23 protein-coding genes are annotated in these 23,080 nt (G+C 69.4%); 13 read left to right on the top strand and 10 right to left on the bottom strand.

Annotated elements, in window-relative coordinates; all coding sequences use genetic code 11:
* Positions 1-45: 45 nt before the first annotated feature.
* Positions 46-2,577, top strand: a complete 2,532-nt coding sequence (otsB, locus tag BMY74_RS01965) for a trehalose-phosphatase (protein WP_089908440.1) — start codon at positions 46-48, stop codon at positions 2,575-2,577.
* Positions 2,578-2,663: 86 nt separating this feature from the next.
* Here otsB and BMY74_RS01960 read toward each other — a convergent pair whose 3' ends face one another.
* Positions 2,664-3,197 (bottom strand): hypothetical protein, encoded by a 534-nt coding sequence (locus BMY74_RS01960; protein WP_089908437.1) that lies wholly within the window; start codon positions 3,195-3,197, stop codon positions 2,664-2,666.
* A gap of 508 nt (positions 3,198-3,705) precedes the next feature.
* A complete protein-coding gene (gene radA / locus BMY74_RS01955) occupies positions 3,706-5,115 on the bottom strand; it encodes a DNA repair protein RadA (protein ID WP_218159494.1) in 1,410 nt (469 codons plus the stop codon).
* Positions 5,116-5,271: 156 nt separating this feature from the next.
* Between radA and BMY74_RS01950 the strand changes: the two genes are divergently transcribed.
* Positions 5,272-5,706 carry a hypothetical protein gene (locus BMY74_RS01950; RefSeq protein WP_089908434.1) on the top strand — a complete coding sequence of 145 codons (435 nt, stop codon included), beginning with the start codon at positions 5,272-5,274 and terminating at the stop codon, positions 5,704-5,706.
* A gap of 58 nt (positions 5,707-5,764) precedes the next feature.
* On the opposite strand, the gene BMY74_RS01945 is transcribed toward BMY74_RS01950, so the two are convergent.
* Positions 5,765-6,538: a copper chaperone PCu(A)C gene (locus BMY74_RS01945; RefSeq protein WP_089908431.1), complete on the bottom strand. Its 774-nt coding sequence runs from the start codon at positions 6,536-6,538 to the stop codon at positions 5,765-5,767.
* A gap of 260 nt (positions 6,539-6,798) precedes the next feature.
* Between BMY74_RS01945 and BMY74_RS01940 the strand changes: the two genes are divergently transcribed.
* Genes BMY74_RS01940 through BMY74_RS01925 form a run of 4 tightly spaced genes read left to right on the top strand, consistent with a single transcriptional unit; the run spans position 6,799 to position 8,881 of the window.
* Positions 6,799-7,287 (top strand): CarD family transcriptional regulator, encoded by a 489-nt coding sequence (locus BMY74_RS01940; RefSeq protein ID WP_012782996.1) that lies wholly within the window; start codon positions 6,799-6,801, stop codon positions 7,285-7,287.
* Positions 7,288-7,329: 42 nt separating this feature from the next.
* Positions 7,330-8,022 (top strand): 2-C-methyl-D-erythritol 4-phosphate cytidylyltransferase, encoded by a 693-nt coding sequence (gene ispD / locus BMY74_RS01935; protein WP_089908427.1) that lies wholly within the window; start codon positions 7,330-7,332, stop codon positions 8,020-8,022.
* The gene (gene ispF, locus BMY74_RS01930; protein ID WP_089908424.1) at positions 8,019-8,486 is read left to right on the top strand and encodes a 2-C-methyl-D-erythritol 2,4-cyclodiphosphate synthase; all 468 of its coding nucleotides are present in this window, start codon (positions 8,019-8,021) and stop codon (positions 8,484-8,486) included. The genes ispD and ispF overlap by 4 nt, the downstream gene beginning before the upstream one ends.
* A gap of 5 nt (positions 8,487-8,491) precedes the next feature.
* Positions 8,492-8,881 (top strand): PPOX class F420-dependent oxidoreductase, encoded by a 390-nt coding sequence (locus BMY74_RS01925; RefSeq protein WP_089908421.1) that lies wholly within the window; start codon positions 8,492-8,494, stop codon positions 8,879-8,881.
* Here BMY74_RS01925 and BMY74_RS01920 read toward each other — a convergent pair.
* Complete coding sequence (locus BMY74_RS01920) at positions 8,875-9,174, bottom strand: DUF6191 domain-containing protein (protein ID WP_089908418.1); 300 nt, start codon at positions 9,172-9,174, stop codon at positions 8,875-8,877. The genes BMY74_RS01925 and BMY74_RS01920 overlap by 7 nt on opposite strands.
* Positions 9,175-9,227: 53 nt before the next feature.
* Here BMY74_RS01920 and BMY74_RS01915 point away from each other — a divergent pair, with 53 nt between their 5' ends.
* The 6 genes from BMY74_RS01915 to BMY74_RS01890 all read left to right on the top strand — a co-directional run bounded on the left by BMY74_RS01915 (position 9,228) and on the right by BMY74_RS01890 (position 16,672).
* Positions 9,228-10,172 (top strand): toll/interleukin-1 receptor domain-containing protein, encoded by a 945-nt coding sequence (locus BMY74_RS01915; protein ID WP_177229530.1) that lies wholly within the window; start codon positions 9,228-9,230, stop codon positions 10,170-10,172.
* 25 nt (positions 10,173-10,197) lie between these two features.
* Positions 10,198-10,821 carry an HAD family hydrolase gene (locus tag BMY74_RS01910; RefSeq protein WP_089908411.1) on the top strand — a complete coding sequence of 208 codons (624 nt, stop codon included), beginning with the start codon at positions 10,198-10,200 and terminating at the stop codon, positions 10,819-10,821.
* Positions 10,818-12,212: a cysteine--tRNA ligase gene (gene cysS, locus BMY74_RS01905; RefSeq protein WP_089908407.1), complete on the top strand. Its 1,395-nt coding sequence runs from the start codon at positions 10,818-10,820 to the stop codon at positions 12,210-12,212. The genes BMY74_RS01910 and cysS overlap by 4 nt, the downstream gene beginning before the upstream one ends.
* 5 nt (positions 12,213-12,217) lie before the next feature.
* Positions 12,218-13,189 carry a 23S rRNA (guanosine(2251)-2'-O)-methyltransferase RlmB gene (rlmB, locus tag BMY74_RS01900; protein ID WP_089908404.1) on the top strand — a complete coding sequence of 324 codons (972 nt, stop codon included), beginning with the start codon at positions 12,218-12,220 and terminating at the stop codon, positions 13,187-13,189.
* A gap of 577 nt (positions 13,190-13,766) precedes the next feature.
* Positions 13,767-14,993, top strand: coding sequence for an MFS transporter (locus BMY74_RS01895; RefSeq protein WP_089908401.1), 1,227 nt, complete (start codon positions 13,767-13,769; stop codon positions 14,991-14,993).
* Positions 14,994-15,313: 320 nt separating this feature from the next.
* Positions 15,314-16,672, top strand: coding sequence for a GGDEF domain-containing protein (locus tag BMY74_RS01890; RefSeq protein ID WP_245785835.1), 1,359 nt, complete (start codon positions 15,314-15,316; stop codon positions 16,670-16,672).
* Between the two features lie 11 nt (positions 16,673-16,683).
* On the opposite strand, the gene BMY74_RS01885 is transcribed toward BMY74_RS01890, so the two are convergent.
* The 4 genes from BMY74_RS01885 to BMY74_RS01870 form a co-directional block, all read right to left on the bottom strand.
* Complete coding sequence (locus BMY74_RS01885; protein ID WP_089908398.1) at positions 16,684-17,502, bottom strand: metal ABC transporter permease; 819 nt, start codon at positions 17,500-17,502, stop codon at positions 16,684-16,686.
* Entirely contained in the window at positions 17,499-18,290 is a 792-nt protein-coding gene (locus BMY74_RS01880; protein WP_089908395.1) for a metal ABC transporter ATP-binding protein, read from the bottom strand. The genes BMY74_RS01885 and BMY74_RS01880 overlap by 4 nt, the downstream gene beginning before the upstream one ends.
* Positions 18,287-19,204, bottom strand: a complete 918-nt coding sequence (locus tag BMY74_RS01875) for a metal ABC transporter solute-binding protein, Zn/Mn family (protein WP_089908392.1) — start codon at positions 19,202-19,204, stop codon at positions 18,287-18,289. The genes BMY74_RS01880 and BMY74_RS01875 overlap by 4 nt, the downstream gene beginning before the upstream one ends.
* Before the next feature lie 100 nt (positions 19,205-19,304).
* Positions 19,305-20,399 carry an ABC transporter ATP-binding protein gene (locus BMY74_RS01870; protein ID WP_089908388.1) on the bottom strand — a complete coding sequence of 365 codons (1,095 nt, stop codon included), beginning with the start codon at positions 20,397-20,399 and terminating at the stop codon, positions 19,305-19,307.
* A gap of 117 nt (positions 20,400-20,516) precedes the next feature.
* Between BMY74_RS01870 and BMY74_RS01865 the strand changes: the two genes are divergently transcribed.
* Positions 20,517-21,203, top strand: a complete 687-nt coding sequence (locus BMY74_RS01865; protein WP_089908385.1) for a phosphotransferase family protein — start codon at positions 20,517-20,519, stop codon at positions 21,201-21,203.
* Between the two features lie 4 nt (positions 21,204-21,207).
* Here BMY74_RS01865 and BMY74_RS01860 read toward each other — a convergent pair whose 3' ends face one another.
* Together BMY74_RS01860 and BMY74_RS01855 are read right to left on the bottom strand one after the other, a co-directional pair.
* Complete coding sequence (locus BMY74_RS01860; protein ID WP_177229575.1) at positions 21,208-22,077, bottom strand: sugar ABC transporter permease; 870 nt, start codon at positions 22,075-22,077, stop codon at positions 21,208-21,210.
* Between the two features lie 28 nt (positions 22,078-22,105).
* On the bottom strand, positions 22,106-23,023 hold the full coding sequence (locus BMY74_RS01855; RefSeq protein WP_371927443.1) for a carbohydrate ABC transporter permease: 918 nt from the start codon (positions 23,021-23,023) through the stop codon (positions 22,106-22,108).
* Positions 23,024-23,080 lie beyond the last annotated feature (57 nt).

Raw genomic sequence — 23,080 nt, 5'->3', positions numbered from 1 at the left:
CTTTCAGACCTGCCCCATGACCCATCGAGTGCTCCAGGAGGGGCGTTGACCGCCGAGGCCCTCCCCGCCGAACTGCGCAGAGCGATCGTTCAGCTCGCGCGGACCCCACGACTGCTGGTCGCGAGCGACTACGACGGAACACTCGCTCCGATCGTGGCCGACCCGGAGCAGGCCCGCCCGCTCCCGGAGTCGGTGAACGCGCTGCGTTCGCTCGCATCGCTGCACGAGACCACATCCGCCGTGATCTCGGGTCGCGCGCTGCGCGACCTGGCCACGCTGTCCCGCCTGCCCGGCGAGGTCCACCTCGTCGGGTCGCACGGCTCCGAGTTCGACGTCGGCTTCGTCCACGCGCTGGACGCGGACGCCAAGGCGTTGCTGCGCCGGCTCGAGGCCGAGCTGGAACAGATCGCCGAAGGCCAGGAGGGCGTCCAGCTCGAGGTCAAGCCCGCCTCCGTCGCCGTGCACGTGCGCCGTGCCGCGACGGAAGCTATCGGCGAGGCCGTGCTGTCCGCCGTCCGGTCCGGCCCGTGCACCTGGGAGGGTGTGCAGGTCACCGAGGGCAAGGCCGTCATCGAGCTGGCCGTCGTCGAGACGAACAAGGGCCAGGCGCTCGACATCCTGCGCCACCAGGTCGGCGCCACCGCGGCGATCTTCCTGGGCGACGACGTGACGGACGAGAAGGCGTTCGCGCGCCTGTCCGGTCCCGACCTCGGCATCCGCGTGGGCGCCGGCGAGTCGCTGGCCGAGCACTACGTGGGCGACCCGTCCGACGTGGCGACGGTGCTGGCGTTCCTGCTGGAGGAGCGCCGCGCGTGGCTGCACGGCGACCAGGCCGTGCCGATCGAGCGCCTGACGATGCTCGCGAACGAGCGTTCGGTGGCCCTCGTGACGCCGGACGCCAAGGTCAACTGGCTGTGCCACCCCGAGCCGGACTCCGCGGCGATCTTCGCGGACCTGCTGGGCGGCCCGGCCGCCGGCCACTTCTCGATCAAGCCGGAGCACGGGTCGCTGCCGCTGGGCCAGCGCTACCTGCCGGGCACGATGATCGTGGAGACCCGCTGGTCGCGGCTCCTGGTGTCGGACTACCTGGAGCACAACCTCGCGTCGCACCGCACGGACCTCGTGCGCCGGATCTCCGGCTCCACGAACGCGGTGATCACGTTCGCACCGCGTCCCGAGTTCGGGCAGGTGCCGGTGCGGCTGCTGCGCGAGCGCGACGGCCTGCGCGTCGTCGGCACCTCGGACCCGATGGTGCTGCGCTCGCCGGGCGTCGACTGGGAGATCACCTCCGACGGCCAGCAGGAGACCGCGCGCGCCGTCGTCCGGCCGCGTGAGGGCGCTCCGGTGCTGCTGGAGCTGCGTTGCGGCACCGACGACATCTCCGAGCACCCGCTGAACGAGTCGGTGCGCCGCGACCTCGCCGCCAGCTACTGGTCGGACTGGGCCGCGGGCCTGCACCTGCCGAAGGTGCAGACGGACCTGGTGCTGCGCTCGGCGCTGACCCTGCGCGGCCTGGTCCACAAGGACTCCGGCTCGATCATGGCGGCGGCGACCACGTCGCTGCCCGAGGAGCTCGGCGGCGTCCGCAACTGGGACTACCGCTACTGCTGGCTGCGCGACGGCGCCATGACCGCGTCCGCCCTCGTGTCCGTGGGCTCGTTCGCGGAGGCCGACGGCTTCCTGGCGTGGCTGCACGGCGTCCTGGAGACCATCCCGGGCCCGGAGCGCCTGCACCCGCTCTACACGCTGCACGGCACCCAGCTGGGCGCCGAGGCCGTCATCGAGTCCCTGCCCGGCTACGCGGGCTCCCGCCCGGTGCGCGTCGGCAACCTCGCGAACCAGCAGGTGCAGCTCGACGTGTTCGGCCCGGTCGTCGACCTGGTCGTCTCCCTGGCCACCGCCCGCGGTTCGCTCTCGGACGCCGACTGGGCCATGGTCCAGGCGATGGCCGAGGCCGTCTCGCGGCGCTGGCACGAGCCCGACCACGGCATCTGGGAGGAACGGCACGCGCCGCGCCACCACGTGTACTCGAAGGTCATGTGCTGGCTGACCATCGACCGCGCCATCAAGCTCGGCGAGCAGTTCGGCCGCTCGTTGGACCCGTCGTGGGTGCCGCTGCGCGACACGATCGCCACCGACGTGCTCAAGAACGGCTGGAACGACGAGGTCCAGTCGTTCACCACGGCCTACGACGGCGACGACCTCGACGCCGCCTCCCTGTTCGTCGGCCTGTCGGGCCTGATCGACCCGACCGACGAGCGCTTCCAGTCCACGGTCACCGCCATCGAGGCGGAACTCCGGTCCGGCTCCACCGTCTACCGCTACCACCGCGACGACGGCCTGCCGGGCGACGAGGGCGGCTTCCACCTCTGCGCCGCCTGGATGATCGAGGCCTACCTGCTCACCGGCCGCCGCACGGAGGCCGAGGAGCTGTTCAGCCAGATCGTCGCGGCTGCGGGCCCCACCGGCCTGCTGCCCGAGGAGTACGACCCGGTGGCCGAGCGCTCGCTCGGCAACCACCCGCAGGCGTACTCGCACCTGGGCCTGATCCGCTGCGCCCAGCTGCTCTCGCAGTGAGGCTGTAGCTCGCCGGCGCCGCCGCGGTCCTCTGGGGCCGCGGCGGTGTCGTATCCGGCCGGTGCTGTTTCAGGACCGGTGCTGTTTCAGGGGCGCGGCGGCACCCTCTCGATGATCTTCGCCGTCCCCGGCGACCGCCCGTGCAACGTGATCATGTCGCCCCGGATCAGGTGCGCCCACGCCGGCGGCACGAACGGCCGCAGCCGCGCGGTGGCCCGTTCACCGGGGTTGAGCACCGGCTTGGACTCGATCCACAGCGCCGCCACCCGCTGTTGTCTCCCCGTGACGTCCCACAGGGGCCGCTCTCCCCTGGCCCGCAACGGTTCCGCGTCCACCGACAGCGTCAGCTCGACCCGCAGCACGCCTTGGATCGACTCCACGCACCGCCACTGGTACCAGGCCTCGTCCTGGTCCATCTGGGTCGCCGCCTCGGCCAGCAGGGCCCAGAAACGCGGGGTCTGCCAGGTGTTGCCGTCGGACTCGCCGAGGAGCTGGAGCACGAGCTCCCACTCCTCCAGGTCGAGGTAGTCGAGCAGGTCGGCGCCGCGCACCTCGGAGGGCACCATGGACGCGGCGAACCGCAACAACTCACCGATCTCGCCGTCGTGTCTCCCCAACACGCGCTCATTCGATCACGGCGGGCACAACGGGCCTCGGCGGGCCGCACCCCGGCCCGGCGGGTTCGTACCGGCTGTCGCGCCTCGTTTCCGGGCGACCCGGCCCACGGAGACCACCGCACACGCCGCTTCGCGCGACCTCGTGGCGCCAGAGCCGTGTGGGCACCCTCTCCGGGGCCGCATGACCCGGTCCACGCACCGCAGGCCCACGCGCCGCCTGGCACCGCTTGCCCGGTCCGCACCGCCACGCGACACCGCTCGCCTGGCCCGCGCACCCGGCACCGCCCGCCCGGCCCGCACCACCGCCCGCCCGGCGCACCACTACCGGCAGCATCCGCCCGGCCCGCGCCACCACTGGCACCACCGCTCGGTACCACCGCCTGGCACCGCTTGCCCGGGCCGCACAACGCCAGGGACCGCCCGCCTGGCCGCACCACACCGCCTGGGACCACCACAGCAGGCCCCACCGCGCCGAATCCCTCACCGGCGGCGGCAACGGCCGCGCGGCACCTCAGTCGTCGCCCTGGCCCTCGCCGCCCTTGCCGTCCCCGCCCTTGCCGCTGCGCCGCCGGTTCAGCCCCAGCACCTCCAGTGCCGACACCAGGTCGTTCGCCACCAGCGCCCGCACCCCGTCCGGCAGCGGCCCGTGGTCCGGCGGCACCAGGGCCTTCTTGAACCCGAGCCGCGCGGCCTCCTGCAGGCGCTTGCCCACGCCGTTGACGCGCCGGATCTCCCCCGCGAGCCCCACCTCGCCGAGCACCACGAGGTCGGCGGGCAGGGCGATCTCGCGTTCGGCGGAGGCCACCGCCAGCACCACGGCGAGGTCGGCGGCCGGCTCGACCAGGCGCATGCCGCCCACCGTCGCCGTGAAGACGTCCTTCTGGAACAGGTTGACCTTGCCGCGCTTCTCCAGCACCGCGAGGGCCATCGAGATGCGCGCCGAGTCGAGGCCGCTCACCGCGCGGCGGGGGGCAGGCAGGTTCGTCTTGGCCACGAGGGCCTGCACCTCGCCGAGCATCGGGCGCTTGCCCTCGACGATCACCGTGACGCAGGTGCCCTCGACGGCCTTCTCGCGGCGCGTCAGGAAGAGGCCCGACGGGTCCGGCACGCCCACGATGCCGTCGTCGCGGAGCTCGAAGCAGCCCACCTCGTCGGCCGCGCCGTAGCGGTTCTTGATGCCGCGCAGCAGCCTCAGGCTGGAGTGGCGGTCGCCCTCGAACTGGAGCACCACGTCGACGAGGTGTTCCAGAACTCTGGGCCCTGCAACGGATCCGTCCTTCGTGACGTGTCCTACCAGGACTACCGGCAGGCCGCGCTCCTTGGCCATCGCGATCAGTCCTGATGCGACAGTGCGCACCTGCGTGACGCCACCGGGGACGCCCTCGACGCTCACCGTCGACATGGTCTGCACCGAGTCGACGATCAGCATGGACGGCTTCACCTGGTCGACCTGGCCGAGCAACGCGCTGAGCTCGCTCTCGGCCGCCAGGTACATCTCGGCGTGGAGGTTGCCGGTGCGTTCGGCGCGCAGCCGCACCTGGCCCGCGGACTCCTCACCCGTGACGTAGAGGCAGCGGCCGTGCGACTCGGCCCAGCGGTGCGCCGTCTCCAGCAGCAACGTCGACTTGCCCACACCGGGCTCACCGGCCAGCAGCACGACGGCACCGGGCACCAGACCGCCGCCGAGCACCCGGTCGAACTCGCTGACGCCCGTGGAGAGCGCCCGCGCCGACTCGATGTCGACCTCGCCGATCGGCCGGGCGGCGGACGTCGGCGCGCCCGCCACCACGCGCGTCACCGACGCGGTGCCCCGTTCCTCGATGCTGCCCCACGCCTGGCACTCGGGGCAGCGGCCGAACCACTTCGCCACCTCGTGCCCGCACTCGGCACAACGGAAGATCGGCCGCGCTGTCTTCGCCACGACCAGAACGTTAGAGGACGGGTCTGACAGAAACGCGCGCCGCAGGTCAGAGGACGTCCGACAGAAATCTCGAAGATTTTCGGGGCCTGTTGTCGATCCGGCGCGGTGCCCGTTCGACGCATCAGTGGAAGGACACGACACAGCCTGGAGGACACCGTGAGCACCGCAACCGCAACCACGACGCAGACCCGCAAGTTCGCGCTCGGCCGCTACGCCACCGTCGTCACCCGCGTGCTGACCGGACTCCTGTTCACCACGACCGGCCTGAACGGCTTCCTGCTCTTCATGCCCGCCCCGGATCCCAGCACGCTGGCACCGGGAGGCGTGGCGTTCAACGCCGCGCTCTACGCCACCGGCTACATGCTCCAGCTGACGTGCGCGGTGCAGCTGGTCTCCGGCGTGCTGCTCGTCATCGGCCGGTTCGTGCCGCTGGCGCTGGCCCTGCTGGCCCCGGTGGTCGTGAACATCTTCCTGTTCCACCTCTTCCTGGAGCCGAGCGGCACGGTCATGGGCCTGCTCGTGGTGGCCGCGGAGATCGGCCTGGCGTGGGCGTACCGCGACAAGTTCCGCCCCATGCTGCAGGCCCGCTAGAGGAACGAAAAACGCCGCCCCTGGAGACCAGGGGCGGCGTTTTCGCGTATCTGGGGACTCAGTGGCCGCCGGCCTCGCCGTGGCCCTCGCTCTCGCGCTTGTGGTCGGAAGGCGCCACCGGCACCTCCAGCGTGACGGAGCCGGCCTTCTCGAACAGGAATGTGATCTTGACTGTCTGCGCCGCCACCACGTCGCGGTTCAGCTTCTTGAGCGTGCAGCGGATCTGCAGCACCTCGAGGTCGGGGTCGACCGCGGTAGGCGCGGCCGAGGAGTTCGACGGACGACCGGTCGACGACGCCGCAGAGGACGACGCGGACGACGCCGCAGACGACGGAGCGCCCGTCGACGACACACCGGAGGACGGCACGCCCGCACTGGACGACGGCGTGCCCGCACCGGAGGACGGCGCCGCGCTGGACGACGGCGCACCCGAGGTCGGCACGACCGACGAGGAGGCGGCGGAGGACGACGGCGACGAGGTCTTCGTCGGCGCCTTCGACGCGTCGTACTCGGCCCGCAGCGCGAACCGCGCCGGGATCTCCTTCGCGCCCACGACCTCGGCCTCGGACTCGGAGGCGTCCGACTTGATCGACAGCAGCTTGTCCGGCGTCTCACCCGTGTTGGCGATGACGAACGTCAGCGGCGCGTCCTCGCCCTCGCGGTACCGGTTGCCGTCCGCCGGGAAGGCGAGCATGGCGTTGCGGACCGCGATGGGACCGGCGTTGCCACTCGCACCGTCGACGGCGGCGACCTGGGTGTCGGTCTGGGTGACCTGACCGGCGCTGCAGCCGACCGCCACCAGGCCGAGGCCAGCGGCCAGCGCTGCCGTCACGATAAACCGGCGAGACACTCCTGAGTTCACGGCTCCAGCGTCCTTCCTAGGGAACAACCACCAGGCAAGGAGCCTAACCGGGGCCCGAATCGAGGACGCGTTGGGCTGCCAGTCGATCTTCGGTGAGACGTACCTTGCACGCGAACAGGTGGTTTGTCAACCCCCCGCATGGCCCTGACCAGCACTAACGGATCATCGAGCAGCAATCGGAGGGTTGCCGGACGTGTTAGGATGGAGGCATCGAAAGGGGCAGAGGACACATGGTTTTCAAGGTCGGAGAGACCGTCGTCTACCCGCACCACGGTGCCGCTCTCATCGAAGCAATCGAGACCCGCGTGATCAAGGGCGAGGAGAAGAAGTACCTCGTTCTCAAGGTAGCGCAGGGCGACCTCACCGTTCGGGTTCCCGCTGACAACGCCGAAATCGTAGGCGTGCGTGACGTTGTCGGCCAGGAAGGGCTCGACAAGGTTTTCGAGGTCTTGCGTGCTCCCCACACCGAGGAGCCGACCAACTGGTCTCGGCGGTACAAGGCCAACCTTGAGAAGCTCGCCTCCGGCGACGTGAACAAGGTTGCGGAAGTGGTGCGCGACCTCTGGCGGCGCGAAAAGGATCGCGGGCTTTCCGCCGGCGAGAAGCGGATGCTGGCGAAGGCGCGGCAGATACTGGTCAGCGAGCTGGCGCTGGCCGAGGGCACCGACGAGGACAAGGCCGAGGTTCTCCTCGACGAAGTTCTCGCCACTGCCTCGTAGTTTTCACAACATCACAACAGAGCATCGGATTCAGTCGCGAACATGAGTGTTGTCGCGCTCGTGCCCGCGGCAGGGCGGGGTGAGCGTCTGGGCTACGGGATGCCCAAGGCGCTCGTGCCGGTCAACGGTGTACCGCTGTTGACCCGTGCGGTTCAAGGTCTGTTCGAGTCGGGCCAGGTCCAGCACGTCGTCATCGCCGCTCCACCATCCGATGTGGATCAAGTGCACACCGCAACCGCCTCGCTGGCCCCGGCCGGCGGGGCGGTGCACGTGCTTTCAGGGGGCGCCGAACGCACCGACTCGGTGCGCCTCGCCCTCGACCACGCGCTCCGCGTGATTCCGGACACCTCGATCGTGCTGGTCCACGACGCCGCTCGTGCCTTCACCCCTCCCGAGGTCATCGCCGGTGTCGTCGCCGCCGTGCGCGACGGGTTCGACGCCGTCATCCCGGTGTTGCCGGTCGCCGACACGATCAAACAGGTGGACGAGGTCGGAGTGGTCGTCTCCACGCCTGATCGGGCCGGGCTGCGGGTCGTACAGACCCCGCAGGGATTCAGAGCAGAGACTCTCAAAGCCGCCTACAGCTCCGGTATCGCCGCGACTGATGACGCTGGTCTCGTTGAGAAGAACGGTGTCCGGGTCCACACGGTTCCCGGCCACGCGCACGCCATGAAGATCACCACGCCGTTCGACCTCGCGGTCGCGGAAGCACTGTTCAGCGGAGGCCAGGAGTGAGGATCGGCCAGGGCGTCGACGTCCACCCGATCGAGTCAGGTCGTGAGTGCTGGATCGCCGGTCTGCTGTGGGAGGGCGTGGACGGCTGCGCCGGTCACTCCGACGGCGACGTGGCGTCCCACGCGCTGTGCGACGCGTTGCTCTCCGCCGCGGGCTTGGGTGACCTGGGAGCCGTCTTCGGCACGTCCGACCCGCGCTGGTCGGGCGCGCACGGCGTGGTCCTGCTCACGGAGGTGCGCCGCCTCGTCGAAGAGGCGGGCTACCGTGTGGGGAACGCCACAGTGCAGGTCATCGGCAACGAGCCGCGCATCGGCAAGCGCCGCGACGAAGCCCAGAAGACGCTCTCCGACGCCGTAGGCGGCCCTGTCTCGGTCGCCGGCACCACCACGGACGGCCTGGGTCTCACAGGGCGGAACGAGGGCATCGCCGCGATCGCGACGGCCCTGCTGGTCCCCGTAGCCTGACGACCATGGCCACGCTTTCGGAATCGCAGCGCGAACTCCTGGACAGCCCGAACTTCGCCACCGTGGCGACGCTGACCAAGGACGGCGGCCCGCAGACCTCCGTCGTGTGGATCAAGCGGGACGGGGACGACGTCCTGTTCTCCACCGTCGCCGGCCGCGCGAAGGAACGCCACCTGCGGCGCGACCCGCGGGTCAGCATCACCGTGACCAACAAGGACGACCCGTACCAGTACAGCGAGTTCCGCGGCGAGGCGTCACTGACGACCGAGGGCGGCGACGAGCTGATCAACGAGCTGTCGCACAAGTACGCGGGCCAGGACTACTCCGGCGACGAGGGCACCGACAACGTGCGCGTCGTCGTGCGCGTGAAGGTCACGAAGACCACGGGTCACTGACGCGGCTGCCGCTGCGCGGGGACGTTGAGCACCGCGGTGCCGCCGTCGAGGTCCACCCGGCTCCGCGGCGGCGCCCCGTCGCCCTCCTCGTCGCGCAACTGCCGCTCCTCCTCGCGGAACTCCAGCTCGTCGCGCTTGCCCGCCTCGAACGTCGCGCCCAGCTCACCGATGCCCGCCGTGGCCAGCGGCGTGCCCTTCTTCTTGTTGCGCACGAACCTCTCGACCACGGCCAGGAAGAACAGAGCCGCCACCAACGCGGGCAGCGACATCGCGAACAGGAACCCCAGGCTCATACCTCGACAACTCCCCGTACGAGGGTGTGGTTCCCGCCACTAACATCCACCTGGTGCCCAAGTACGACGTGTGCCTCTCCTTCGCAGGCGAAGACCGCCCCTACGTCGACGAGGTGGCCCGCCACCTCACCGAACTGGGCGTCTCGCGCTTCTACGACACCGACGAGCAAGCCGATCTCTGGGGCAAGAACCTCGTCGAGCACCTCGACCAGATCTACCGCCACGACTCGCGCTACTGCGTGATGTTCATTTCCGAGCACTACGCCAGGAAGATGTGGACCAAGCACGAGCGGCAGTCCGCGTTCGACCGCGCCCTGGTGTCCGACAGCGAGTACGTGCTGCCCGTCCGGTTCGACGACACCGAGATCCCGGCCCTGCGCGTCGGCACCGGCTACCTGGACCTGCGCAACCGCACGCCGCGCGAGCTGGCCGAGATGATCGCGAAGAAGGTCGGCACGCCGGTCGGCGCGCCGAAGGCCGGCTGGGAGTACCAGCTGTTCTCCGACCAGGTGACGCTGCACATGCGCAACCTGAAGGACAAGCGGATCCGCCACGAGATGGGCGCGGCGAAGCCGACCCGCCTGATCACCGAGGACGTCGACGCGCTGGACACGTTCCGGGCCCGCAGCCGCGCGTTCGACGGCATCCTCAACGCGATCGAGGACCTGTTCTCGCCCGGCCGCGTGCAGATGGCGTTCGGACCGGCGGGCCGGCCGGGCGACCGCGACAAGATCAAGTACCTGGCCAACAGCTTCGTCGAGCAGTACGAGAGCCTGCTCGACTGGTCGGCCGAGCTGCGCGGCACCACGACGCCCGACCGCTACACGGCCCTCTACAAGACCGCCGCCCTGCTCGTGGACGAGCCGCTGAAGCAGATCGAGCAGTTCGTCGAGGAGTTCGCGGCCGCCACCGACCGGGGCGCGGGCGACCTGCGGCTGAACCTGAAGTACGACATCACACCCGTCGAAGCCGAGCTCAAAAAGGTCCAGACCACTTAAGCCTCGGGCACGTAGAGTCGGGGGCGTGACGATCCGCGCCGCGCTCTTCGACTTCTCCGGCACGCTGTTCCGGCTCGAGCACCCCGAGCTCGAGTCCAACGGCGACCTGATGCGTGCCCTCACCGCCCCGGTCGGCATCGCCGACGGCATGGACCCCGAGCTGGCCGACGGCTGGTACCGCCGCGACCTCGACCCCGACGTCCACCGCTGGGTGCACGTCCGCGTGCTGAACGACGCGCTCGTCCCGAACGCGGAGGCCCTCTACGACCAGCTGATCTCGCCGGAGTCGTGGGTGCCCTACCCCGACACGAAGGCGACGCTGGAGCACCTGGCGGACGTCCCCGTCGCCGTCGTCAGCAACATCGGCTGGGACATCCGGACCGTGTTCGAGCTGCACGGCCTCACCCACCTCGTGGACGAGTTCGTGCTCTCGTACGAAGAAGGCGTCATCAAGCCCGACCCGAAGATCTTCACCACCGCGTGCGAACGGCTGGGTGTCGATCCCCGGGATGCCGTGATGGTCGGTGACAGCGAGGAGGCGGACGGCGGAGCGGAGGCGGTCGGTTGCTCCTTCCGGCTCGTCAACCCGGTTCCGACGAGTGACCGGCCCAACGCTCTTTTGGATGTGGCCCGTACCATTCCCGTGTGAGCCTCCACATCTACGACACCGCGAGCCGGTCCATGCGGGAGTTCCACCCGCAGGTCAACGGAACGGCGTCGATCTACGTGTGTGGGGCGACCGTGCAGGGCGTGCCGCACATCGGGCACGTCCGCAGCGGCCTGAACTTCGACGTCCTGCGCCGCTGGCTCGCCCGTGACGGCGCCGACGTCACGCTGGTCCGCAACGTGACCGACATCGACGACAAGATCCTCACCAAGGCCGCCGACCACGGCAGGCCCTGGTGGGAGTGGGCGTACACGCACGAGCGCGCGTTCGAGGACGCCTACGACGCGCTGGGCTGCCTGCCGCCGTCGTACGCGCCGCGCGCCACCGGTCACGTCACGCAGATGGTCGAGCTGATGCAGCGGCTGATCGACAAGGGCCACGCCTACGACGTCGACGGGGACGTCTACTTCGACGTGCGCTCGTTCCCCGAGTACGGGGCGCTGTCCGGGCAGAAGCTCGACGCGGTGGAGCAGGGTGAGACGGCGGTGCGCGGCAAGCGCGACCCGCGCGACTTCACGCTGTGGAAGGCCGCGAAGCCCGGTGAGCCGTCCTGGCCCACCCCGTGGGGCGACGGCAGGCCCGGCTGGCACCTCGAGTGCTCGGCGATGGCCACGACGTACCTCGGCGGCACGTTCGACATCCACGGCGGCGGGCTCGACCTGATCTTCCCGCACCACGAGAACGAGCAGGCCCAGTCGCGCGCGGCCGGTGACGGCTTCGCGAACTACTGGATGCACAACTACTGGGTGACGCTGTCCGGCGAGAAGATGGCCAAGTCGCTCGGCAACACGGTGTCCATCCCCGCGATGCTCGACAAGGTCCGCGCGCAGGAGCTGCGGTACTACCTGGTGGCGCCGCACTACCGGTCGCACATCGAGTACTCCGAGGACGCGTTGCAGGAGGCGGTGACGGCCTACGGCCGCGTCGAGTCGTTCCTGCGCCGCGCCGTCGAGCGGCTCGGCCCGGTCGAGCTGCGCGGGGACATGTGCCCCGACTTCGTGGTCGCGATGGACAACGACCTGAACACGCCCCAAGCCGTGGCCGCACTGCACAACAAGGTGCGCCAGGGCAACACGGCGCTCGCCGACGGCGACGACGACACGGCCCGTTCCGCGGCCGAGTGCGTCCGCCGGATGGCCGACATCCTCGGCGTCGACCCGTTGTCGCCGAAGTGGAACGACGCCTCGCCCGCCGACCTCGGCATGCGGCAGGCGTTGACCACCCTGGTGGATCGGCTGCTCGCCGAACGCCAGGAAGCCCGCAAGAACAAGGACTTCGCGCGCTCCGACGCGCTGAGGGACCAGTTGTACGACGCGGGCATCGCCGTCGAGGACACCCCCGGCGGTCCGCAGTGGACTTTGAAGGACGACTGACTTCCGTGGCTGGCAACTCCAAGCGCAAGGGCGCGATGCGCAATCCGGGCTCGAAGAAGGGCGCGGTCACCGGCTCGGGCGGGCAGAAGTCCAAGGGCCTGCAGGGCAAGGGCCCGACCCCGAAGGCGACCGACCGCCCGAACCACCCGGCGTACAAGCGCGCCAAGGTCGCGGCGAAGATCGACGCGAGCAAGACCCAGCGCCGGCAGACCAAGGAGAAGGCCGCCGCGGAGACCGTGGCGGGCCGCAACCCGGTCGTCGAGTGCCTGCGCGCCGGGACGCCCGCGACGGCGCTCTACGTGGCTCTGGGCATCGACGCGGACGACCGCGTGCAGGAGGCCGTGCGCCTCGCCGCCGACCGGGGCATCTCCGTGCTGGAGGTGGCCCGCGGTGAGCTCGACCGGATCACCGGTGGCGCGATGCACCAGGGCCTCGGCCTGCAGGTGCCGCCGTTCGAGTACGAGAGCCCGAACGAGCTGCTCGAGACCGCGCTGCGCGCCTCCACGCCGCCGTTGCTGGTGGCGCTGGACGGTGTGACCGACCCGCGCAACCTCGGTGCGGTCATCCGCTCCGCGGCCGCGTTCGGCGCGCAGGGCGTCGTGCTGCCGCAGCGGCGCAGCGCGTCGATGACGGCGGTCGCGTGGCGCACGAGCGCGGGCACGGCGGCGAAGATGCCGATCGCGATGGCGACGAACCTCACCCGCACGCTGCGTGACTGGGCCGAGGCCGGGCTGATGATCGTGGGCCTGGACGCGGACGGTGACGTGGACGTCGACGGCCTCGACCTCGCGACGGGTCCGCTCGTTGTCGTGGTGGGCTCGGAGGGCCGCGGACTGGGCCGCCTGGTCAAGGAGACCTGCGACCAGACCGTGTCGATCCCGATGGCCGCGGGCGTCGAGTCGCTCAACGCGTCGGTCGCCGCGGGCGTCGTGCTGGCCGAGGTCGCGCGCCGCCGCCGGGTCGCCGCCAAGGGCTGACGCCGAGCGGCCCCCGCCTGACGTTATCTGGCACCCAGCGACGCCAATAGCAGCGTTTCTCCGACGTTAATGATCGTTTTCCTGCCCGCTCAACCGGTTTAGGCGAGCGGGCAGGAAAGTCGACTTTCCACACTTGCCAGAACCTCTCTGCCGTTCGCGTGACAAACGCCGCGGGCTATTACGCGCCACTCCCGGGCGCGGGTACCGTCGTCACGTTCGCCATTAACGGGTCCTGCCGGGCAGGAGTCGGAGCCGGTTGCACCGGTTGGGCGAGCACAAGGCACCCGTTTGGCACCGGCTGACACACTTCGTGACCATTTGGGGTCCAATCAGGCGAACCCGAGGTCAACTGTGAAGAAGATCAGCTCCACGTTTCGCTATTGTAACTACTTTAGGTAACTGGCCTGCTCCGTTTAGGTACACACTGTGGTAGGACAGACGTTGAACGGTCAGGCAGCTTCTACCGTGATTGTCGATAGAAATTGATTACCACCGGCGGGGGCGACGTGACTCGGCGTAGAGCGAATCGGGACGAGCCGATTCGCCGCGTGCGCGCAGCGACTCCCCGAGGCAGCGCATGACGACCCGCGGCGCCGTCCGCGAGCTCGTCGGTTTGCGCGAGTTCCGCGCCATGTGGATCGGATCGACCGTTTCGACCGCCGGTGACCAACTCGCGGCGGTCGCTTTGTCACTGCTCGTATTCGAGCGGACACGATCCGTCGCGGCGACCGCGTTGACGTGGTCGCTGACGCTGTTCCCGCCGCTGATTTCGGGTCCGTTGCTCGGCTGGGTCGCCGACCGGTTCCCGCGACGCACGGTAATGGTGACGACGGCCTGGTTGCAGGCGCTGCTCATGGCCGCGATGGCCATTCCGGGCATGCCGCTGTGGGCGATGATCGTGTTGCTGGTGACGGTGCTGGCGATCTCGTCGCCGTACCTCGCGGCGCAGGAGGCGAGCCTCCCTCACGTGTTGCCGCCGAAACGCTACGACGACGGCGTGGCGCTCTTCGGCACGTCGGTCGACATAGCTCAGATGGCGGGTCTCGCCGCGGCCGGTTTCCTAGTCGCGCACACCAGTCCCGGCCTCGCGCTGGCCGTCAACGCCGTCACGTTCGCCGTGGCGGCGATCTTGGTGCAGACGTCGGTGAAACACCGCCCGGCCGCGGATCCGCTGGGCCGCAAGGAGAAGAGCGAGGACGAGCCCCGCGGCGTGCTGACGCTGATGGTGACCGAGCCGCGATTGAGGACCCTGCTGGGCGTGCGCCTGCTCGCGGGCCTCGCGATGGTCCCCGAAGGCCTCGCGGTACCGCTGGCGGCGAGCCTGAACGCGGTCTGGGCGGTGGGCCTGATCCTCGCCATCGAACCCGCGGCGAACGTGCTGGGTGTGGCGCTGCTCTTCCGGCTGGTGCGGGACCCGGCGAAGCGGGAGCGCCTGATCGGCCCGCTCGCGATCCTGTCGCTGGCGCCGTTGATCATGTTCGCTTTCAACCCGAACCTGACCTGGACCATCGTTTTGCTGGTGATCGCCGGTATAGGCGGGGCTTATCACACACCCGCTCGTTCGGCGTGGATGCGGCTGCTACCCGACCAGTACCGCGGAAGGGCTTATGGCATTGGGCGCGCTGCGTTGCGCTCGAGCCAGGGCGGAGGAATGGCGCTGGCCGGCGTCGTCGCTCATTCGATCGGATCGGTGACGGCCACGATCGCGGGAGCGGGCGGTATCGGACTGCTGCTGGCGACGCAGGCGACCTTCGCGTGGCGACGCGCCAGGGGTCGCGACAACACGAAGGCGGTGGCAATCTGAAACAGAACGGTCACCAATAGCGATATCCGAAGTGAAGGCACAGGATGATCCAATGACGGCTTTGAGGCCGAGTAGAGGAAGGGTGGCGTTTCAGAAGTCTCGGTTGCGCATGGAAGGACACCTCCTCGTTGCGACGAGCGGCAGCGTGGTGGTCTACGACCTGGTCAGCGGCGGCTTTGCTCATGGATGTCCCATGAGCGTAGGGGGTCGTGGTGAAGAACAGTTTGACTGATCGCAGGCGATCGCGGGCACTCGGCTTGACTCCGATTCGCAACTGGGACCTTTGGACCGTTGCGCCTACTGCGATCGCTTACTTCTTCGTGCTCGAAGCAGCCGTGGCCGTGGCGTCCATCTGGCTCCTGACGAAGCTCACCGCCGTCTCCACCACGGACTGGCTCCGCTTCGGCGCCCTCATCGCCGCCATCACGATCCACCTGACCATCGTGCGCAGAGCGGAAGAAGCCCGCCGCAACGAGGCGTCAGGCCCCCACATCGACCTGACCTCGGTCTGGACCTTCGCAGCGGCCGTGGCACTGCCCGGCGGCCTGGCCGTGATCGCCACGATCTGGATGAGGATCCTGATCCAGCCGATCGCCCGCCGCCAGCCCTACCGCTTCGTCTTCGGCACGGCCTCGATGCTCGCCTCGACACTCCTGTCGTGGGCCCTGGTGCACCTGTCCGGCGTCTCCCTGGCCGCCACCGGCAACATCCCGACGGACCTCAGCCTCGTCCTGATCCTCGCCATAGCAGCGGTCGTCTACTGGTTCGTCCAGGTCATGACCGTCGCCGCCGCCTTCAAGATCGTGACCCCGAACTCGAAGGTCCTCGACTTCCTCGGCTCCAAAGTCGACAACATGCTCGAGATGAGCACCCTCGGCGCAGGCGCCATGCTCGGCATGCTGATGACGTCCCACTGGGTGGGCCCCCTGCTGCTGGCCGTGCCGGTGATCCTCGTCAACGCCCTGCTCTCCCGAGCGGGTGAGAGGCGGACGCACCTGGAGCGTCTGCTGCGCGAGCAGGAACAACTCCACCAACGCCTGGCGGCCGACGCCCACACCGACTACCGAACGGGCCTGCTCAACACGAACGGCCTGGCCGAGTACGCGGGCCGCCTGGCGGAACGCTGCCGCCTGGACGGCGAACCGATGACCGTCCTCGTCATCGACCTGGACCACTTCAAGCGCATCAACGACACCTGGGGCCACCCGGCAGGCAACGCCGTCCTCGCCGAGGTCGGCCGAATCCTGCGCGAAAAGCTTCGCCCGGGCGACGTGGCGGGCCGAGACGGCGGCGAGGAGTTCGTGGTCGCCCTGAAGGACACCCCGGTCGCCCAGGGCGTGACCATCGCCGAACGCATCCGCGAGGCCATCGGCTCCCTGGCGGTCCCCACCACCGACAAGCACCGCAACGTGGTGACCCTGTACGGCCGCGAGATCCAGCCGCCCGAGCCGGAAGGCGAGTCGCTGCAGGCGATCTCGGCGTCCATCGGCGTGGCCGTCATCCCCGACAACGGCCCCGACATGGCGACGGCCCAGCACTCGGCGGACGCGGCGCTGTACAAGGCCAAGGAGAACGGCCGCAACCAGGTCCGCGTGGCGGGCCTGGACATCCCGCCGCGCCTGATGCCGGCGCCGCGGCAGGACGACGTGACGAAGCCGATCTCCTCGCGCACGGCCTGACAGCGGAGCCGTCAGGCCGTGGCGCGACGCCGAACTGCACCGACCCCGCGGCACACCAGGTAGATCACGAAGCTCACCGCGGTCACCAGAGCGGAAACCGGCAACCCGGGTTGCAGCGACAACAAGATCCCGCCGACCGCCGCCACCTCGGCGAAGACGACGGACAGGACCGTCGCCCGCACCGGCGACGCGGTGACGCGCATCGCGGCGGCCGCGGGCGTGATCATCAGCGCCAGCACCAGCAACGCGCCGACGACCTGGACGGACAGCGCCGTCGCGATGCCGACCAGCACCGCGAACACGATCGACAGCGTGCGCACCGGAACCCCGCGCGACACGGCGACGTCCGGGTCGACCGAGGCGAAGAACAACGGCCGGTAGATGAAGGCCAGCACGACGAGCACCACGACCGACGAGACCACCAGCAGGTTCAGGTCCGTCGAGTCGACGCCGACGATCTGGCCGGTGAGCAGGCCGAACTTGTTGCTGGCCCGTCCTTTGTAGAGCGCGAGCATCAGGATGCCCAGGCCGAGTCCGAACGCGAGGATCGCGCCGATCACCGAGTCCCGGTCGCTCTCCTTGCGCGACAGCACGCCGAGCAGCACCGCGGCGATGATCGACCCGGCCAGCGCGCCGTAGCCGATGCCGATGCCGAGCAGCAACGCCGCCGCGCCACCGGTGAAGGCGAGTTCACTGGTCCCGTGCACCGCGAAGGCCATCCTGCGGGTCACCACGAGCGGCCCGAGCACGCCGGCGACCAGGCCGAGCACGGCGGCCGCGATCAGCGCGGTCTGCACGAAGTCGAGTTCGAGCAGGTCGACGAAGCTCACGACGCGGCCTCCGCCGACAGGTGGTGCGTCTGCTCCTCGCAGGCGCCGGCGCCGACCACCAGGATCTGGTCGCGCACCCGCACGACCTCGACCGGCGTCCGGTACAGCTCGGACAGCGTGCGGGAGTTCATGACCTCTTCCGGCGTCCCGATCCGGAACCGCCCGCCGACGAGGTACAGGACCCGGTCGACCAGCGGCAGCACCGGGTTCAGCTCGTGCGTGACGAACAGGACGGCGGTGTCGGCCTCGCGGCGCCGCTTGTCGATCAACTCGGAGACGACCCGCTGGTTCGCGAGGTCGAGCGAGAGCAGGGGTTCGTCGCACAGCAGCACGGACGGATCGCCGACCAGGGCCTGGGCGACGCGCAGCCGTTGCTGTTCACCACCCGACAGCAGGCCGATCGGCTCGTCCGCATACCGGGTGCCGCCGACCGACTCGATGGCCGCGTCGACCCGGATCCGGCGCTCCCGGCGGCCCCGCAGCCCGAAGCCCCACGAGTGGCCGTCCAGCCCCAGCCCCACGAGGTCGCGGCCGCGCAACGTCATGGACTGGTCGAGCGCTCGCTGCTGCGGGACGTACCCGATGGCGTGGTTGCCGCCGGCGATCGACACCGTGCCCGCGGACAGCGGCTGCAGACCCAGCAGCACGCGCATCAGGCTGGTCTTGCCGGAGCCGTTCGGCCCCAGCACCGCCAGGAACTCACCGGGCTCGACGTCGAGGTCGAGCCCGTCCCACAGCACTCTGTCCCCGTAGGACAGCCGTGCCCCGCGCAGCGAGATCGCGGTCATGCCTTGAGCGCCTGCGCCAGCGCGTCCACCTGCTTGCTCATCCAGTCAAGGTAGCCGGTCACGCCCTCGGGCAGCGTCTCGGTGACCGCGACGACCGCGATGCCCGCCGTGCCGGCCTTCTCCACGATGCCCTTCGTGACCTGGTTCTCGGTCTGGGTGTTGTTGATCAGGGCGTTGACCTGCTTGGACTCCACCAGCTGGTTCATCTCGGCGAGAGCGGCGGCCGGCACGTCCGACTCCTCCTCGATCGCCTTGCTGAACGCCTCGGGCGTGACGTCCTGCGCGCCGGACTCCTCGACCAGGTAGTGCGCGATGGGCTCGGTCGCGACGACCTTCTTGCCCTGGCCTGCGCCGGCGATCTTCTTCTCGAGCTCCTCGAGCTTGGCCGAGAAGTCGGCGGTGTTCTTCTCGAACGTCGTCTTCTTCTCCGGCGCGAGGGCGCCGAGCTCGTTCGCCGCGGCCTCCGCCACCGCCTGGACGGTGTGCAGGTCGTACCAGACGTGCTCGTTCACGCTGTGGTCGTGACCGTGCTCGTCGGTCTCGGGCGCGCCGGTCTGCGGCTCGGCGTGGTTGTCGGCCAGCGGGAACGCCTCGATCTTCTTCGTGGCGTCGCTTGTGATCAGCTTGGCGAAGAAGTCGTCGTAGCCGCCGCCGTTGAAGACGACCAGCTTGGCGTCCTTGACCAGCGCCGCGTCCGCGGGCTTGCTCTCGTAGGAGTGCGGGTCGGCGCCGGGGTCGTCCAGCAGCGCCTTGACCTCGACCTCGTCGCCGCCGACGGCCTTGATCACGCTGCCCCAGACGTTGGTCGAGGCGACGACCTGGATCTTGCCGCTGTCGGAAGACGGCGTGGAGGTGCCGCAGGCAGCCAGGCTAACGACGGCGAGAGTGCCGACCAGAGCGTTGCGGAGAGTCATCACGCCGTCCCTCGATCAGGTAATGGAAACCGTTGTCGAGTTCAGTTTACGACACGAAAAAGCCCCCGGCGGTCACGCCGGGGGCTTTTCGGTCTGTGACTCACGCCTCCAGGCGCTCGCCCGATTCGGGGTGGAACAGGTGGATCTCGCTGTGGTCGCGGACGGCGACCTTGACGTGCTGGCCCAGGGTCGGGGGCGTGCGGCCGTCGACGCGGACGACGAAGCGCTGCGAGCCCTCACCGATCTTCACGGCACCGTGCACGAGCGCGTCGGCACCGAGCTCCTCGACGAGCTCGACGGTCATGTCCATGCCCTCCTCGGTCGACGGCACGATGCCGAGCGCCTCGGGGCGGATGCCGAAGGTGACCTCGTCCAGACCACCGGCGGCGGCGATCGCGTCACGCGACAGCGGCACGACGACGCCGTCGAGCTTCGCGCCCTCCGACGTGATCGGCACGGTCTTGAGGTTCATCGCCGGCGAGCCGATGAAGCCCGCGACGAACGCGTTGGCCGGGCGGTCGTACAGCGCGCGAGGCGTGTCGCACTGCTGCAGCAGGCCGTCCTTGAGCACCGCGACCCGGTGGCCCATCGTCATGGCCTCGACCTGGTCGTGCGTGACGTAGATCGTGGTGGTGCCAAGGCGCTGCTGGAGCGCGGCGATGTTCGCACGCGTCTCGACGCGCAGCTTGGCGTCCAGGTTGGACAGCGGCTCGTCCATGAGGAACACGGAGGGCTCGCGCACGATGGCGCGGCCCATGGCGACGCGCTGGCGCTGACCACCGGAGAGCGCCTTCGGCTTGCGCTCCAGGTACTTGGTGAGGTCGAGCATCTTGGCGGCCTCTTCGACCTTCGCCTTGATCTCGGCCTTCGACACACCGCGCAGCTTGAGCGCGAAGCCCATGTTCTCCGCGACGGTCATGTGCGGGTAGAGCGCGTAGGACTGGAACACCATCGCGATGTCCCGGCCCTTCGGCGGCACGTTGGTGACGTCCTTGCCACCGATGTGGATGGCGCCCTCGTCGATGTCCTCGAGGCCCGCGAGCATGCGCAGCGCGGTCGACTTGCCGGAACCGGACGGCCCGACCAGCACCAGGAACTCGCCGTCGCTCACCTCGAGGGAGAGCTCGTCGACCGCGCGAACCGGCGGGTTGCCGGAGAACACGCGTGACGCCTTGACGTAGGACACCTCTGCCATGTGACGCACCTTTCACCCTTGTCTGGGCGCGACGTTATGCGTTGCAAGCGCTTACGTGAACAGACGAAAGCGCTTACGTTTCGCGAAGGGACGACGTAAGCGCTTACGTTCACGGGCATGGACGAACAGGCGCTGTCAGGAGGCTTCGTCAACCACGTGGTCCGGGCCGGGGACACGGTGCGCAGACAGATGAGCGACCGCTCCGGGTTCGTCCACCGCCTACTGCTCCACTTCGCACAGCGCGGGTGGCCGGGCGCGCCGCGGTTCCTCGGCGTGGACGAGCGGGGCCGGGAGGTGCTGACGTTCCTGGACGGTGTGGTGCCGTCGCGCTCCAGCGACGGGCTGGCCGGGGTGGCCCGGCTCGTGCGGGAGTTCCACGACCTGACCGCGGGCACCGAGCTGGCCGGGGACCAGGAGGTGGTGTGCCACAACGACCTCTCGCCCAGGAACACGGTCTACCGCGACCGCGTGCCGGTCGCGTTCCTGGACTGGGACCTGGCCGCACCGGGCCGGCGCGTCCACGACGTGGCGCACGTGTGCTGGCAGTACGTCGACCTCGACGATCCCGCGGTGGCGGCGGAACGGCTTCGCACGATCTGCGACGCGTACGGGCTGGAGGACCGCAGCCAGGTCGTGGCGACGATCCTGTGGTGGCAGGACCGGTGCGCGCACGGCATCGAGACCGACCCGGCGCTCGTGCGGCTGCGCGAGTCGGGCGCCGCCCGATCCGTGCGGGAAGCGCACGCGTGGGTCACGACGCACAGGGCAGAACTGGAGGCGGCCCTGCGGCCGCCTCCTGCCTGAGCCGTCAGCCCTTCACGGCGCCGGACGCGAGACCCTGCACCAGGAACCGCTGCACCAGGTAGAACACGATGACCGCCGGGATCGCCACCAGGATCGAGGCGGCGGCGAGGTGCCCCCACTCCGTCCTGTTCTGCTGCACGAACACCTGCAGCCCGACGGCCAGCGTCTTCGACTCGTCCGCCGCGGACAGGAAGGCGGACGCGAACGCCACCTCACCCCACGCCGTGAGGAACGCGTAGAAGGCCGTGACCGCGAGACCCGGCTTGGCCAGCGGCATGATCAGCCGCCAGAACACGCCGAACGGAGACAGCCCGTCCACGCGGCCGGCCTCGTCGATGTCGTTGGGCACGGTGTCGAAGTAGCCCTTCAACATGTAGGTGCAGAACGGCACCGCGGTCGTGCAGTAGACCAGGACCAGCCCGATGGACGTGCCGTTGAGGCCCAGCGCGATCAGGATGTTGTACAGCGGCACGATCAGCACCGCGAACGGGAACATCTGCACCAGCAGGAACGACATCATCAGGCCGCGTTTGCCGGGGAACCGGAACCGCGAGGCCGCGTACCCGGCGGTGGCCGAGATGAACACGCCGATGACGGTGGTCATCAGCGCGATCAGCACGGAGTTGCCGAACCAGGCGAGGAAGTCGCCCTTCTCGCCCGACAGCACGCGGGTGTAGTTGTCCAAAGAGGACTCGTTGAACAGCTTCGGGGTCGGCTCGACCGCGCGCGCGTCCGGCTTGAGGGACGTGACGAACACCCAGAAGACCGGGAACACCGCGATGACCGACGCGACGATCAGCGTGGCGTGCAACGCGATCGAGGCTCCCTTGGACCGGTCGGACCTGCGCAGCCGGGCACCGCCCGCCTGCACCATCTTCAGAGACGAAGCGTCGAGCGTCACGTCACCACACCTCGCCCTGCTTGCGCAGCGCCCGCCGGTAGATCGTGGCGAACACCAACAACACCGAAAGGATCAGCACGCCGTACGTCGACGCGATGGCGTAGTCGCGGGACGCGCCGGAGAAGAAGCGTTCGAACGCGTAGGTGACCAGGATCCTGGCGTTCGGGTTGGGACCGGCGATCAGGTAGATGACCGGGAACATGTTGAACGTCCAGATGATGCCCAGCAGCACCACCGTCGACGACACCGAGCGCAGGCCCGGCAGCGTGACGTGGCGGAACCGCTGCCACGGCGTGGCACCGTCCACCTCGGCCGCCTCGTAGAGGTCACCCGGGATCGACTGCAGGCCACCGAGCAGGGCCACCATCATGAACGGCACGCCCAGCCACGTGTTCACGATGATCACCGACACCAGCGCCCAGTTCGACTGGCCGAGCCACACCGGGTCCGGCAGTCCCACGGAGCGCAGGAGCTGGTTGATGATCCCGTACTGCGCGTTGAACATGTACTTCCACGCGAACGCGCTGATGAACGCGGGCACGGCCCACGGCAGGATCAGCATCACGCGGTACAGCGTGCGGCCCTTCACCTGCCGGTTGAGCAGCATCGCGAGGCCGAGACCGATGGTGTAGTGCAGCAACACGCACGAGAACGTCCAAATCAGCGTGCGGACCAGCGTGCTCCAGAAGTCGCCGAACGACTCACCGCCGGACAGCACGTTGACGTAGTTCTTGAACCCCACGACGTCATAGCTCGCCGGCCGCTCGAGGATCGGGTTCGCGATGTTGCCTTCGTTGATGTTCGTGAAGGTGAAGAACACGCCCTGTGCGAGCGGGTAGAGCACCAACACCGCGATGACCACCACGACCGGCAGCACCATCGCATACGCGTACCAGTACCTGTCCAGGAACCGACGCACCGAGACTCCCCTTCCGGCGAACGGCCGGGGTCGTGAAACCCCGGCCGTTCAACACGA

This window comes from Lentzea albida (assembly GCF_900111005.1).
GTDB classification, from domain to species: domain Bacteria; phylum Actinomycetota; class Actinomycetes; order Mycobacteriales; family Pseudonocardiaceae; genus Lentzea; species Lentzea albida.
This window is presented reverse-complemented; position numbering and strand designations above follow the sequence as displayed.

Bases quoted from the DNA above. Each gene is read 5' to 3' on its own strand.
- BMY74_RS01870 (WP_089908388.1), bottom strand. From the start codon at position 20,399: ATGGCAGAGGTGTCCTACGTCAAGGCGTCACGCGTGTTCTCCGGCAAC.
- ispD (WP_089908427.1), top strand. From the start codon at position 7,330: ATGAGTGTTGTCGCGCTCGTGCCCGCGGCAGGGCGGGGTGAGCGTCTG.
- BMY74_RS01860 (WP_177229575.1), bottom strand. From the start codon at position 22,077: ATGGTGCAGGCGGGCGGTGCCCGGCTGCGCAGGTCCGACCGGTCCAAG.
- BMY74_RS01865 (WP_089908385.1), top strand. From the start codon at position 20,517: ATGGACGAACAGGCGCTGTCAGGAGGCTTCGTCAACCACGTGGTCCGG.
- BMY74_RS01880 (WP_089908395.1), bottom strand. From the start codon at position 18,290: ATGACCGCGATCTCGCTGCGCGGGGCACGGCTGTCCTACGGGGACAGA.
- BMY74_RS01875 (WP_089908392.1), bottom strand. From the start codon at position 19,204: ATGACTCTCCGCAACGCTCTGGTCGGCACTCTCGCCGTCGTTAGCCTG.
- BMY74_RS01940 (WP_012782996.1), top strand. From the start codon at position 6,799: ATGGTTTTCAAGGTCGGAGAGACCGTCGTCTACCCGCACCACGGTGCC.
- BMY74_RS01920 (WP_089908418.1), bottom strand. From the start codon at position 9,174: ATGAGCCTGGGGTTCCTGTTCGCGATGTCGCTGCCCGCGTTGGTGGCG.
- BMY74_RS01925 (WP_089908421.1), top strand. From the start codon at position 8,492: ATGGCCACGCTTTCGGAATCGCAGCGCGAACTCCTGGACAGCCCGAAC.
- BMY74_RS01895 (WP_089908401.1), top strand. From the start codon at position 13,767: ATGACGACCCGCGGCGCCGTCCGCGAGCTCGTCGGTTTGCGCGAGTTC.